This window comes from Pseudomonas sp. GW823-FHT02F05 (assembly GCF_058797315.1).
In genome coordinates this window covers 157,943-171,429 of sequence record NZ_JBXAJM010000008.1, presented here as the reverse complement: position 1 = coordinate 171,429, position 13,487 = coordinate 157,943, and the positions used below count along the sequence as shown (strand labels likewise).

Genomic DNA, 13,487 nt, shown 5'->3' with positions numbered 1-13,487 from the left:
GTTATGCGGTGTTATTTAAAGCCCAGTTGGCGCCAGCCTTCATAGACGGCAACGGCTACGGTGTTCGACAGGTTCAGGCTGCGGCAGCCTTCACGCATCGGCAAGCGCAGGCGATGGCCATCGGGCAATGCGTCAAGCACCTCGGCCGGCAGGCCTCGGCTCTCCGGGCCGAACAGGAACGCGTCGCCCTCGGCAAAGTTGGCATCATGAAACGGCCGCGAGCCCTTGGTGGTGAACGCGAACAGCCGTGGGTGGCCCAGGCTCTCCAGGCAACTGGCGAGGTCGGCATGGCGCTTGAGGGTGGCGTACTCGTGGTAGTCCAGCCCGGCACGGCGCAGGCGCTTGTCGTCCATGTCAAAGCCCAACGGCTCGATCAAATGCAGGTGGCAGCCACTGTTGGCGCACAGCCTGATAACGTTGCCGGTATTCGGCGGAATTTCTGGTTGAAAAAGGATGACGTGAAACATGCACGGCTCCGAAGGCAAAGATGCGCTGCATTCTACCCCCGAAGACGACCCGAGACCGAAGCTATTGCCGAGGGTGTTGGGCTCATTGGCGATTGTCGGCTTGATGATTGGCTTGATGATCGGTCGCTTGACCACCCCAGAGCCGCTGGAGCTGCAACAGGTAGAACCTGCGGCGGATGGTTTGGTGGTGTGGTTCAACAACGAACCCAAGCTGCACGGCGAGCATATCGACGGCACCGTGGCGTTGCTGTTTGACGCCCAAGGCAAGGCAGCCAGCGGGCAGCTCAAGGTCAATGACAAGGACGTGAATTGGCGCATACGCAAGACCGATGCTGGCTTGCTGCTGAACCTGGTGGCGGCCCGGCCGTTGCGTGGGGAGTGGAGCGGTGCAGAGGTCGATGGCCGCTGGCGGCTGGAGATCCATCTCCAAGAGCAATAAAAGAGGGAGTTCCCGGCCTGCCTGTACCAGGGCTCCCAAAACGGGGTGAAGCCTGAGGCTTCGGTGTTAAAGAGGGGATTCTCGGCCTGCCTGTACCAAGGTCCCCGAAACTGGGTAGTACTGGGGTTATTGCAGGGGGCGTGCCAAAACTTGCAATTGCTGCTGGAAAAAAATGCCAAAAAGCGCAAAGCCCCGGAATACGGGGCTTTGTTTGTTTCTACTGCCAAGAAATTTGTAGCGAAAGCGATATGCGAGTTTTCTGGTCTGTGCTCAATGCCGGTTCATCGTGCATTGAAGCGGTGCACAGTCTGCAGGCATTGCACAAAACCAATGTGGGAGCTGGCTTGCCTGCGAGGGCGGTGTGTCAGCCCTCTATCGGGTGACTGACACACCGCCATCGCGGGCAAGCCCGGCTCCCACACTAGACCTTCAGCGGTCTTGGGGTTCAGGCCTCGTCACCCTCATCATCATCCCCACCGTCCACCTTCATCCCCAATTCCTTGATCTTGCGGGTCAGGGTATTGCGCCCCCAACCCAGCAGCACGGCCGCATCGCGACGACGGCCGGCAGTGTGCTTCAGGGCGGTCTCGATCATGATCCGCTCGAACGCCGGCACCGCGCTGTCCAGCAGGTTCGACTGGCCGCGTGCCAGGGCCTGGTCCGCCCATTGGCGCAGCGCCTGTTCCCAGTTGGTCACGGGGGCCGAGTCCTGCGGCAGGCTCAGCAGCTCCGGTGGCAGGTCGCTGATGTGCACTTCACGCCCGGAGGCCATCACGGTGATCCAGCGGCAGGTGTTCTCCAGCTGGCGCACGTTGCCGGGCCATGGCAGGTTCTTGAGGTATTCCTCGGTCTCGCTTTTGAGCAGCTTGGGCTCGACGGCCAGCTCCAGGGCGGCGCGGCTGAGGAAGTGGCGGGCGAGGGTGGGGATATCTTCGCGACGGTCCGACATGCGCGGGATGTGGATGCGGATCACGTTGAGGCGGTGGAACAAGTCCTCACGGAATTTACCCGCATGCACCAGTGTTTCCAGGTTCTGGTGGGTGGCCGCGATGATGCGCACATCCACCTTCACCGGCGTATGCCCGCCCACACGGTAGAACTCGCCGTCAGCCAGTACGCGCAGCAAGCGAGTCTGGGTATCGGCCGGCATGTCGCCGATCTCATCGAGGAACAGCGTGCCGCCGTCCGCCTGTTCAAAGCGCCCGCGACGCAGGTTGGCTGCGCCGGTGAACGCGCCTTTCTCATGGCCGAACAGCTCGGACTCCATCAAATCCTTGGGGATCGCCGCCATGTTCAGCGCGATAAACGGCGACGCCGCCCGTGGACTGTGGCGGTGCAGGGCGTGGGCCACCAGTTCTTTACCGGTCCCCGATTCGCCGTTGATCAGCACAGTGATGTTGGAGTGGCTCAAGCGCCCGATGGCGCGAAACACTTCCTGCATCGCCGGCGCTTCCCCGATGATTTCCGGGGTGCGGGTCAGGGTCGGCGGCGCTTCCTGGTTCTGTTGTTCCTGGGCGTGCTGGTTGGCGCGCTTGACCAGCGCCACCGCTTCATCCACATCGAATGGCTTGGGCAGGTATTCAAAGGCGCCGCCCTGGTAGGACGCGACAGCGCTGTCCAGGTCCGAGTGGGCGGTCATGATGATCACCGGCAGGCGCGGGTGCTGCTCGCGAATGCGCGCCAGCAAGTCCAGGCCACTGGCGCCAGGCATGCGGATATCGGAAATGATCACGTCCGGCTGCTGACGTGCCAGGCGGCTCATCACCCCATCGGCGCTGTCGAAGCTCTGGGTGGTCATGCCTTCTTGTTGCAAGGCTTTCTCGAGGACCCAGCGGATAGAACGGTCGTCATCGACGATCCAGACAGTTTCACTACGGCTCATGTCGTGGGGGCTCCTTGTTCCAATGGCAGGAAGATCGAGAACGTGGTGTGGCCAGGGTGGCTCTCACATTCGATCAGGCCCTGGTGCTGGCTGATGATGTTCTGGGTGATGGCCAGGCCCAGCCCGGTACCGTCCGGGCGGCCGCTGACCATGGGAAAGAAGATGGTTTCCTGCAGCTCCGCAGGAATGCCGGGGCCGTTGTCGATGATCTCCACCTTGGTCACCAGGCGGTGGCGCACATGGCCGATGGTGAACTGGCGCAGGGCGCGGGTGCGCAGGCTGATGCGGCCCAGGCGTAGCTCATTCTGGCTGCTGATGGCCTGCATGGCGTTGCGCACGATGTTGAGCACCGCCTGGATCATCTGTTCGCGGTCGATCAACACGTCGGGAATACTTGGGTCGTAGTCGCGCACCAAGGTGATGCAGCCTTGGCTTTCGGCCTCGACCAATTGGCAGACGCGCTCCAGCACCTCATGCACGTTGGTCATTGCCAGGGACGGCAGCTTGTTGGAGCCCAGCATGCGGTCCACCAGGTTACGCAGGCGGTCGGCTTCTTCGATGATGACGTTGGTGTAGTCCTTGAGGTGCTCGTCCGGCAGCTCGCGGGACAACAACTGTGCCGCGCCGCGAATACCGCCCAGCGGGTTTTTGATCTCATGGGCGAGGCCGCGCACCAGCATCTTGCTGGTTTCCTGCTTGGACAGCTGCGCTTCCTCCTTGGTGATGCGCAGCAGGCGGTCGCGGGGGTGGACTTCGAGCAGCAGCAGGGTCGCGCCATTGCTCAGGATCGGGGTCACGGCGTAGTCGACGGTCAACGTTTGCCCGGTGAGCGCGGTGAGCATCGCTTCGCGCTTGGTGAACGGGTGTGCCTGCTCCACGGCCTGGCGCAACGAACTCAAGGCTTCGGCCGACTCGGTGAACAATTCGCTGATGAACTGCCCATGGCTGCGCTGGCCGCTGATGGCCAGGAGCATCTCCGCCGCCGGGTTCATGTACTCAAGGCGCAGGTCGGCATTGAGCAGGATGGTCGCGGTGGTCAGGTTGTCGAGTAACAAACGGTGCAGTGCATCGCTGATGGTCATCGGGACCTCTTTTGGAGCAAGGCGTGGGCTTGAGGCACACGCTGATACAAGGAAAATGCAAAAACCAAACCAAGGCTCCGAAAAGAAGCGCTAATGCCCTGAAATAAGGGTTTCAGGCGCGAAACTGTGGCGTTCTGCCAGCCTCAACGGGAAGTTTCGAACCAAAATGGGCTGGGCAATTGAGAAGGGTGCAGGCTATCGCACCAATATAGTGCGGTTTTGTGAAGGTTGTTCAGCAACTGAAGATTTAAGGCGAATCGCAGTCAGTGTGGAGCTGGCTTGCCTGCGATAGCGGTGGTGCATTCAACACCGCTATCGCAGGCAAGCCAGCTCCCACATTTTTAATTGGATTTGCAGTCCTTTTAATCTTTATAGATGCAAAGCTCGGCGGTGGCGCGGATCATCGCCAGTTGGCGCAGCGGATCATTCAGCGGTTCGTGCACGGCCTCGGCCAGCCATTGCGGGCACTGCGGGTCGGTGCGCTGTGGAGTGAAGTCGGCCAGTTGCTGCAGCAGCCTTTTTTGCAGCTCGTCCAGTCGAGGGCGGATCTGCTGGACCAGGTCCGGGCGCGGGTCGTCGGGCGCTTTGCCCTGGAACTGCCAATCGGACAGATGGGTGTATTGCACCAGTTTGTTGGCTTCGATCTGGGCGGCGAAGAACTGCTCGGCAGCGGCCGGGTCCAGCTTGTAGCTCGGCGCCTGGGCAGTGACGCTGGCGATCACCTCTTGCTCGCGCTTCTTGTCCTCCACGGGTTTGTGGCTGTCCCATTTGCTCAGTGCTACCTGGTCGGCAATCTCCAGGCGTTCGGCGATGCTGTTGAGCAAGGGTTCGAGCGTAGGCGGCGCAGCGCTCGCACTGGCACTGATGAACAGCAGGGCAAATACAAGTCGATATTTCAAGGGCGATCCTCTGTAGGAGCGAGCTTGCTCGCGAAGGTCGCTAACGATAACGCGCCAATGTTGAAAAAATGCGGTGTCTTTGCGTTTTTCGCGAGCAAGCTCGCTCCTACAGGAGGGGGACGTAAATAATCTCAGGCAAAAAAAAGACCTCCCGAAGGAGATCTTTCTCATCACGCTACCTCAAGCAGCGCTACCGGATTAGCAGCTGTAGTACAGCTCGTATTCCAGTGGGTGTACGAAGGTGCGTACTTTGATTTCTTCTTCGCTTTTCAGGGCGATGTAAGCGTCGATGAAGTCGTCGCTGAAAACTCCGCCTTTGGTCAGGAACGCACGGCCCTTGTCCAGCTCTTCCAGGGCTTCTTTCAGGCTGCCGCACACTTGTGGGATCTCTTTGGCCTCTTCAGGCGGCAGGTCGTACAAGTTTTTGTCAGCGGCGTCGCCAGGGTGGATCTTGTTCTGGATACCGTCCAGGCCGGCCATCATCAGGGCGGCGAAGGCCAGGTAAGGGTTGGCAGCCGGGTCTGGGAAGCGCGCTTCGATACGACGGCCTTTAGGGCTGTTGACGTAAGGAATACGGATCGAGGCGGAGCGGTTGCGTGCCGAGTAGGCCAGCATCACCGGCGCTTCAAAACCTGGGACCAGACGCTTGTAGGAGTTGGTCGACGGGTTGGTGAAGCCGTTCAGGGCCTTGCCGTGCTTGATGATGCCGCCGATGAAGTACAGAGCGGTGTCGGACAGGCCGGCATAGCCTTCGCCGGCGAAGGTGTTCTTGCCGTCTTTGGAAATCGATACGTGAACGTGCATGCCCGAGCCGTTATCGCCGTACAGCGGCTTAGGCATGAAGGTAGCGGTGCGGCCATAGGCATCGGCAACGTTGTGCACGCAGTATTTCAGGGTTTGAACTTCGTCAGCCTTCTTCACCAGCGTGTTGAATTTCACGCCGATTTCGTTCTGGCCGGCAGTCGCCACTTCGTGGTGGTGAACTTCAACGGTCTGGCCCATTTCTTCCAGTGCGTTGCACATGGAGGTACGGATTTCATGGTCGAAGTCGAACGGTGGTACTGGGAAGTAGCCGCCTTTCACGCCTGGACGGTGGCCTTTGTTGCCGCCTTCCACGTCCTGGTCGGACATCCACGAGCCTTGCTCGGAGAAAATCTTGAACATGGAGCCGGAGATGTCGGATTTGAACTTCACCGAGTCGAAGATGAAGAACTCTGGCTCAGGGCCGAAGAATGCGGTGTCGCCGATACCGGTGGACTTCAGGTATTCCTCGGCACGGTGGGCGATGGCGCGTGGGTCGCGGTCATAGCCTTGCATGGTCGAAGGTTCGATGATGTCGCACACCAGGATCAGGGTCGGCTCTTCGGTGAATGGGTCGAGTACGGCGGTGCTGTCGTCTGGCAGCAGGATCATGTCGGAGGCTTCGATGCCTTTCCAGCCTGCGATGGAGGAACCGTCGAACATCTTGCCGACTTCGAAGAAGTCATCTTCCAGCGCATCGCGAGCCGGCATGGTCACGTGGTGCTGAGTGCCTTTTGTGTCCGTGAAGCGCAGATCAATCCATTTAACGTCATGATCTTTGATGAGTTGAACCGACTTCGACATGGTGTCCTCCGGGTGGCTTCGGGCTTGGGGTAGTGGAGTTAGCCCTTAGAATTTGGGTGATGCCGGCGCGGATACTCCGCCAAGGCAACCTGCCTCACAAGAGAGCAAATTGCATGCCAGTGCGCCAACATGGCCGTTTTGCCTCAAAATGGCCCCTATAACGGTGCAATCGGCAAAAACGGCATAAATAGCGCACTGCAATGTAGCGTTTATTTGTGCAAATGACCCGTTTTGGTGCATTGCGTATGCAATGCATATTAACTGGTTAAACCTTGAGCGATTTCCGCTATAATCCGCGCCCCCCTTTTTCAGCAGGCCCGGCGCGCGCTGTTTCCATGAAATTAATCGTTAAAGTCTTCCCCGAGATCACCATCAAAAGCCGACCGGTACGGACGCGTTTCATCCGTCAGTTGGCCAAGAACATCCGTGCCGTGCTCCGTGACCTGGACCCGGCTGTGGTGGTGAACGGCGTGTGGGACAACCTCGAGCTGGAAACCCGCATTACCGACGCCAAAGCCTTGAAGGACATGACCGAGCGCCTGAGCTGCATGCCGGGCATCGCGCATTTCCTGCAGGTGGATGAGTACCCGCTGGGCGACTTCGACGACATCACCGAAAAGTGCAAGCAGCACTACGGTAGTGCGCTTGAAGGCAAGATTTTTTCGGTGCGCTGCAAGCGTGCCGGCAAGCATCCGTTCAGCTCCATGGACGTCGAGAAATACGTCGGCAGCAAGCTGCGTCGCGAGTGCGGTGCCGCTGGAATTTCCCTGAAAGCGCCACAAATTGAAGTGCGCATGGAAATTCGCGACCAACGGTTGTTCGTGATCCACAGCCAGCACAACAGCATCGGCGGCTACCCGCTGGGTGCCCTGGAACAGACCCTGGTATTGATGTCCGGCGGTTTCGATTCCACGGTTGCGGCCTACCAGATCATGCGTCGCGGCCTGATGAGCCACTTCTGCTTCTTCAACCTGGGCGGGCGTGCACATGAATTGGGCGTGATGGAAGTTGCGCACTTTATCTGGAAGAAATACGGCAGCTCCCAACGCGTGCTATTTGTAAGCGTACCGTTCGAGGAAGTGCTGGGCGAAATTCTCGGCAAAGTCGATAACAGTCATATGGGCGTAGTATTGAAGCGTATGATGTTGCGCGCTGCGTCCCGAATCGCCGATCAATTGCAGATCGACGCCCTGGTGACCGGCGAAGCGATTTCCCAGGTTTCCAGCCAGACGCTGCCTAACCTGTCGATCATTGACTGCGTGACCGAGAAGCTGGTGCTACGCCCGCTGATCGCCAGCCACAAGCAGGACATCATCGACCTGGCAGAGCAAATCGGCACCGCCGACTTTGCCAAGCATATGCCTGAATACTGCGGGGTCATTTCGGTGAACCCCAAGACTCACGCCAAGCGTCACCGCGTGGAGCATGAAGAAAAAGAATTCGACATGGCGATTCTGGAGCGTGCGCTCGAGAACGCCAAGCTGGTGCCAATCGATCGAGTGATCGACGAATTGGGCCAGGATGTGCAGATCGAAGAAGTCAGCGAAGCCCTGGCGGGCCAGATCGTCGTCGACATCCGTCATCCGGATGCCGCCGAAGATGAGCCGCTGGAAATCGCTGGCATCGACGTGCAAACGCTGCCGTTCTACGCACTGAACGCGCGTTTCAAGGAACTGGATAACAGCCGTCAGTACCTGTTGTATTGCGACAAAGGCGTGATGAGTCGCCTGCATGCCCACCATTTGCTCAGTGAGGGGCATGCCAATGTGCGCGTTTATCGACCGAGCTAAGAGCCCGGGGCTGTTTGCCTGTGGCCTGCGTCACCGGCCCCCCGACTCTGCCGTCAAGCTGTAACGGCAAGGCCTGACTCTACTGTTAATCGCTGCCACGACCTGTCAGCACACCGAATCCTCTGATCGAGATACACAAGTGATCGAAAATCTACGTAACATCGCCATCATTGCTCACGTTGACCATGGTAAAACCACCCTGGTAGACAAACTCCTGCGTCAATCCGGCACCCTGGAGCGCAACGAGCTCAACGACGAGCGCGTGATGGACTCCAACGACCAGGAAAAAGAGCGCGGTATTACCATCCTGGCAAAAAACACCGCTATCAACTGGAACGGCTACCACATCAACATCGTGGATACCCCGGGCCACGCCGACTTCGGCGGCGAAGTAGAGCGCGTAATGTCGATGGTTGACTCCGTTCTGCTGCTGGTTGACGCTCAAGACGGCCCTATGCCGCAAACCCGTTTCGTGACCAAGAAGGCTTTCGAAGCCGGCCTGCGTCCGATCGTGTGCATCAACAAGGTTGACCGTCCAGGCGCGCGTCCGGACTGGGTTCTGGACCAGATCTTCGATCTGTTCGACAACCTGGGTGCCACCGAAGAACAGCTGGACTTCCAAGTCATCTACGCTTCGGCCCTGAACGGTATTGCTGGTCTTGACCACACCGACATGGCTGAAGACATGACTCCGCTGTACCAGTCGATCGTCGACAACGTACCAGCACCGAAAGTCGACCGTGAAGGCCCGTTCCAGATGCAAATCTCGGCACTGGACTACAACAGCTTCCTGGGTGTTATCGGCGTTGGCCGTATCGCTCGTGGTAGCGTCAAGCCGAACACCCCGGTTGTCGCTATCGGCGCTGACGGCAAGAAGCGTAACGGTCGTATCCTGAAGCTGATGGGTCACCACGGCCTGCACCGCATCGACGTTGAAGAAGCTTTCGCTGGCGACATCGTATGCGTGAGCGGTATGGACTCGCTGTTCATCTCCGACACCCTGTGCCAGCCGGACAACGTCGAGGCGATGAAGCCTCTGACCGTTGACGAGCCAACCGTTTCCATGACCTTCCAGGTAAACGACTCGCCTTTCTGCGGTAAAGAAGGCAAGTTCGTGACCTCCCGTAACATCAAGGAGCGTCTGGACAAGGAGCTGCTGTACAACGTTGCTCTGCGCGTTGAAGAAGGCGACTCGGCTGACAAGTTCAAGGTCTCCGGCCGTGGTGAGCTGCACCTCTCGGTACTGATCGAAACCATGCGTCGCGAAGGCTTCGAAATGGGTGTTGGTCGTCCGGAAGTGATCATCCGTCAGGTTGACGGCGTGAAGCAGGAACCGTTCGAAAACGTCACCATCGACACCCCGGAAGAGTCCCAGGGCAAGGTCATGGAAGAGATGGGCCTGCGTAAGGGCGACCTGACCAACATGGTGCCGGATGGCAAAGGCCGTGTGCGTCTGGAATACAACATCCCTGCTCGTGGTCTGATCGGTTTCCGTAACCAGTTCCTGACCCTGACCAACGGTGCTGGCATCCTGACCTCGATCTTCGATCGCTACGACACCATGAAGTCCGGCGACATGTCCGGCCGTCAGAACGGTGTTCTGGTATCGGTAGAAACCGGCAAGGCGCTGACCTACTCCCTGGAAACCCTCCAGGCGCGTGGCAAGCTGTTCGTTGAACACGGTCAAGAGATCTACAACGGCCAGATCGTTGGTCTGAACAGCCGCGACAACGACATGGGCGTGAACCCAACCAAAGGCAAGAAGCTCGACAACATGCGTGCTTCGGGCAAAGACGAAACCATCGCTCTGGTTCCACCTGTTCGCTTCACCCTGGAACAGGCCCTGGAATTCATCCAGGACGACGAGCTGTGCGAAGTCACGCCTAAGTCGATCCGCCTGCGTAAGAAGATCCTGGACGAAGGCGAGCGTACCCGCGCTGCCAAGAAAGCCAAGAACTGAGTTAACTCAGGCTGAATGAAAAACGCCCCCGGTCGAAAGGCCGGGGGCGTTTTTTTATGCCTGCAGTTTGTGTGTTGTGATCGTGTGATCGTTCCCACGCTCCGCGTGGGAACTCCGCTTGGGACGCTCCGCGTCCTGCTTTCAAGAGCGGACGCAGAGCGTCCACAGCTGCATTCCCACGCAGAGCGTGGGAACGATCAAAAACTTAGAACTTGTCGAGGGTCTTGAAGTTAGTCTCGCGCACCACTTCCTTGGGCTTATACGCGCAATACCCCGGCCGCGGCCCGATTTTCGGGTGGTTGCGGCACGTATCCGGGCGCTTGTCATAAATAGTGCAAAAGCGCGTCTTACGATCCAGGTACAGGCAGTCGTTGTTGCTCATGCGCTGCAGGGTAAAAATTTCGGACTTGTTGTTGTACCGCTCGACGATGCCTTCTTTCTGCAAACGCTTGGCGATGTTCTTCGGCGGATCGCCGCGCTCGAACTCATCGACGATGCCAATGCGGATCAGGTCCTTGATCTTCACCTCCACCGGCAGCGTGCAGCAGCTGGACACGCAGCCGCCGCACATATGGGCGGAATATTTCTGCCAGGTCTCTAGACGGTCGAGTTCCGCGGCGGCGATCAGTTGAGGCTTCATCAAGGTTCCAAGGTGGGGCGTTATCCGGGCGCGCGATCATACCGGGATTGGTGGTTTTTTGAACAATATTTTGCAGGTTTCAGCTCAAAGGTTTAGCCACGGTCTGATCGGGCACGACCCCTGCATCAAATTCAGCCCATGGCGAATGAGTTAAAAAACTGCCGAACCAGCACGTCTACCGTCTGTCAGACCGACTAGGCTCTAGCAACTCCTTCAATCTCGCCCGAGGTCGCACCGATGTCTCAGGAACCGCTTGCACGAGAAGCAGAGGTAGCCGCATTCCGCGATGCTGTCTTGACCAAACTCACCTACGCGGTGGGCAAGGACCCGGATCACGCCTTCGACCATGATTGGTTCGAAGCCATTGCGCTGGCCGCCCGCGACCAGATGGTCGATCACTGGATGGACCACACGCGACGTATTTATCGCAAAGGCCAGAAGCGCGTTTATTACCTGTCCCTGGAATTTCTCATTGGCCGGTTGCTCTACGACAGCCTGAGCAACCTGGGTGTGCTGGAGATCGCTCGCGAAGCGCTGTCGGAGCTGGGCGTGGATCTGGAACGCATCCGCCTGCTGGAGCCCGACGCGGCGCTCGGCAACGGTGGCCTGGGCCGGCTGGCGGCGTGCTTTATGGAAAGCATGTCGACCCTCGGCATTGCTGGCCACGGCTATGGCATTCGTTATGAACACGGCCTGTTCCGCCAGGCCATTGTCGACGGTTGGCAGCAGGAACAGACCGAACGCTGGCTGGATTTCGGTAACCCTTGGGAATTCGAGCGCGCCGAAGTGATTTACCCGATTGGCTTTGGCGGCAGCGTCGAAACCGTTGCGGACGCCTCCGGCAAGATGATCCAGGTATGGTCGCCCAACGAAACCGTACGTGCTGTTGCCTATGACACGCCGGTCGTCGGTTGGCGCGGCGCCAGCGTCAACACCCTGCGCCTATGGCGTGCGCGGGCTGTAGAAGACCTGCATCTGGAGCGCTTCAACGCCGGTGACCACTTGGGCGCCGTCGCCGAGGTGGCCCGTGCCGAAAGCATCTCCCGAGTGCTTTACCCGGCCGACAGCACCGAAGCAGGGCAGGAACTGCGCCTGCGCCAGGAATATTTCTTCGTCTCCGCGTCCCTGCAGGATTTGCTGCGCCGCCACAAGAACATGCACGGTTCGGTGCTCAGCCTGGGCGAGCACGCCGCCATCCAGCTCAACGACACCCACCCGTCCATCGCCGTGGCCGAGTTGATGCGCCAACTGGTCGACCTGCACGATGTACCGTGGGAAGCCGCGTGGGATGTCACCGTCGAGACCCTTTCGTACACCAACCACACCTTGCTGCCCGAGGCCCTGGAAACCTGGCCTGTCGGTTTGATGGAGCGCATGCTGCCGCGGCACATGCAGATCATCTACCTGATCAACGCCCAGCACATCGACTCGCTGCGTGCCAAAGGCATCCACGACTTTGATGTCTTGCGCGCTGTGTCGCTGATCGAAGAAGACAACGGCCGCCGCGTGCGCATGGGCAACCTGGCATTCCTGGGCTCCCATAGCGTCAACGGCGTGTCCGGTTTGCATACCCAGCTAATGCGCAGCACGGTGTTCTCCGAACTGCACAAGCTCTACCCCGAGCGCATCAACAACAAAACCAACGGCATTACCTTCCGTCGCTGGTTGTACCAGGCCAACCCCAAGTTGACCGATATGCTGGTGGAAGCCCTGGGCCCGGATATTCTGGACCAGCCCGAGCAGCGTCTTATCGAGTTGGAACCCTTTGCCGAGAAACCGGCCTTCCGCAAAGCGTTCGCTGAACAGCGCCTGCACAGCAAGCGCGCACTGGCGCAGATCATCCATGAGCGCCTGGGCATTGCGATCAACCCGGCGGCGATGTTCGACGTGCAGGTCAAGCGCATCCATGAATACAAGCGCCAACTGCTCAACCTGCTGCACACTGTGGCGCTGTACCAGGCGATCCGTGCCGAGCCGGGCATCGATTGGGTGCCGCGGGTGAAGATCTTCGCGGGTAAGGCAGCGGCCAGTTATCACCAGGCCAAGCTGATCATCAAGCTGACCAACGACATCGCCCGCACCGTCAACAACGACCCGACCGTACGCGGCCTGCTCAAGGTGGTGTTCCTGCCCAACTACAACGTCAGCCTGGCGGAAAGCATCATTCCGGCAGCGGATTTGTCGGAGCAGATTTCCACGGCCGGCTTTGAGGCGTCGGGTACCAGCAACATGAAGTTCGGCCTCAACGGCGCGCTGACCATTGGCACCATGGACGGCGCCAACGTGGAGATGCACGAGCGGGTCGGCGCCGAGCACATGTTTATCTTTGGCCTCAGCGCCCAGCAGGTAGAAGCCCGCAAGCACGCCGGCGAGTTCAGCGCCGGGCCGGACATCGCCGCGTCCCATCGCTTGAACGACGTGCTGCAAGCGATCCGTGGTGGGGTATTTTCGCCGGATGACCCGGGCCGCTATGTGGGCCTGATCGATGGGCTGATCGACTACGATCGCTTCCTGGTGTGTGCCGACTTTGACGCCTACTGGGACGCGCAGGCGCGGGTCGAGGCGCATTGGCACGACTCCAAGGCCTGGTGGCGCTCGGCGGTGCTCAACACGGCGCGCATGGGCTGGTTCAGCTCTGACCGCACCATCCGCGAGTACGCCACCGAGATCTGGAAAGCCCTCGACTAACTGATACCCCTGTAGGAGCGAGCTTGCTCGCGAAG

General features: G+C 59.3%; 10 protein-coding genes. 4 read left to right on the top strand and 6 right to left on the bottom strand.

Annotated features, from left to right (window positions below):
* Nucleotides 1-11: 11 nt before the first annotated feature.
* Entirely contained in the window at nt 12-467 is a 456-nt protein-coding gene (locus tag AC1RAC_RS12040; protein ID WP_054919496.1) for a tRNA (cytidine(34)-2'-O)-methyltransferase, read from the bottom strand.
* On the opposite strand from AC1RAC_RS12040, the gene AC1RAC_RS12035 reads away from it, so the two are divergent.
* A complete protein-coding gene (locus AC1RAC_RS12035; protein ID WP_032894013.1) occupies nt 466-906 on the top strand; it encodes a hypothetical protein in 441 nt (146 codons plus the stop codon). The two genes, AC1RAC_RS12040 and AC1RAC_RS12035, sit on opposite strands and share 2 nt — an antisense overlap.
* A 445-nt stretch (nt 907-1,351) precedes the next feature.
* Here AC1RAC_RS12035 and ntrC read toward each other — a convergent pair whose 3' ends face one another.
* The 4 genes from ntrC to glnA form a co-directional block, all read right to left on the bottom strand.
* The gene (gene ntrC, locus AC1RAC_RS12030) at nt 1,352-2,788 is read right to left on the bottom strand and encodes a nitrogen regulation protein NR(I) (protein WP_003187806.1); all 1,437 of its coding nucleotides are present in this window, start codon (nt 2,786-2,788) and stop codon (nt 1,352-1,354) included.
* Nucleotides 2,785-3,870, bottom strand: coding sequence for a nitrogen regulation protein NR(II) (glnL, locus tag AC1RAC_RS12025; protein ID WP_014716523.1), 1,086 nt, complete (start codon nt 3,868-3,870; stop codon nt 2,785-2,787). Before glnL ends, ntrC begins: the two co-directional genes overlap by 4 nt.
* A gap of 362 nt (nt 3,871-4,232) precedes the next feature.
* Nucleotides 4,233-4,769 carry a chorismate mutase gene (locus AC1RAC_RS12020; protein WP_259038122.1) on the bottom strand — a complete coding sequence of 179 codons (537 nt, stop codon included), beginning with the start codon at nt 4,767-4,769 and terminating at the stop codon, nt 4,233-4,235.
* 198 nt (nt 4,770-4,967) lie between these two features.
* Complete coding sequence (gene glnA, locus AC1RAC_RS12015) at nt 4,968-6,374, bottom strand: type I glutamate--ammonia ligase (protein ID WP_003187811.1); 1,407 nt, start codon at nt 6,372-6,374, stop codon at nt 4,968-4,970.
* 335 nt (nt 6,375-6,709) lie between these two features.
* Between glnA and thiI the strand changes: the two genes are divergently transcribed.
* Both thiI and typA read left to right on the top strand, forming a co-directional pair.
* Nucleotides 6,710-8,164, top strand: a complete 1,455-nt coding sequence (gene thiI / locus AC1RAC_RS12010) for a tRNA uracil 4-sulfurtransferase ThiI (protein WP_034125541.1) — start codon at nt 6,710-6,712, stop codon at nt 8,162-8,164.
* 139 nt (nt 8,165-8,303) lie between these two features.
* A complete protein-coding gene (typA, locus tag AC1RAC_RS12005; protein WP_014716526.1) occupies nt 8,304-10,124 on the top strand; it encodes a translational GTPase TypA in 1,821 nt (606 codons plus the stop codon).
* A 205-nt stretch (nt 10,125-10,329) separates the two neighbouring features.
* On the opposite strand, the gene AC1RAC_RS12000 is transcribed toward typA, so the two are convergent.
* Nucleotides 10,330-10,764 carry a YkgJ family cysteine cluster protein gene (locus tag AC1RAC_RS12000; protein ID WP_003187815.1) on the bottom strand — a complete coding sequence of 145 codons (435 nt, stop codon included), beginning with the start codon at nt 10,762-10,764 and terminating at the stop codon, nt 10,330-10,332.
* A gap of 237 nt (nt 10,765-11,001) precedes the next feature.
* Between AC1RAC_RS12000 and AC1RAC_RS11995 the strand changes: the two genes are divergently transcribed.
* Nucleotides 11,002-13,452 (top strand): glycogen/starch/alpha-glucan phosphorylase, encoded by a 2,451-nt coding sequence (locus tag AC1RAC_RS11995; protein WP_034125542.1) that lies wholly within the window; start codon nt 11,002-11,004, stop codon nt 13,450-13,452.
* Nucleotides 13,453-13,487 lie beyond the last annotated feature (35 nt).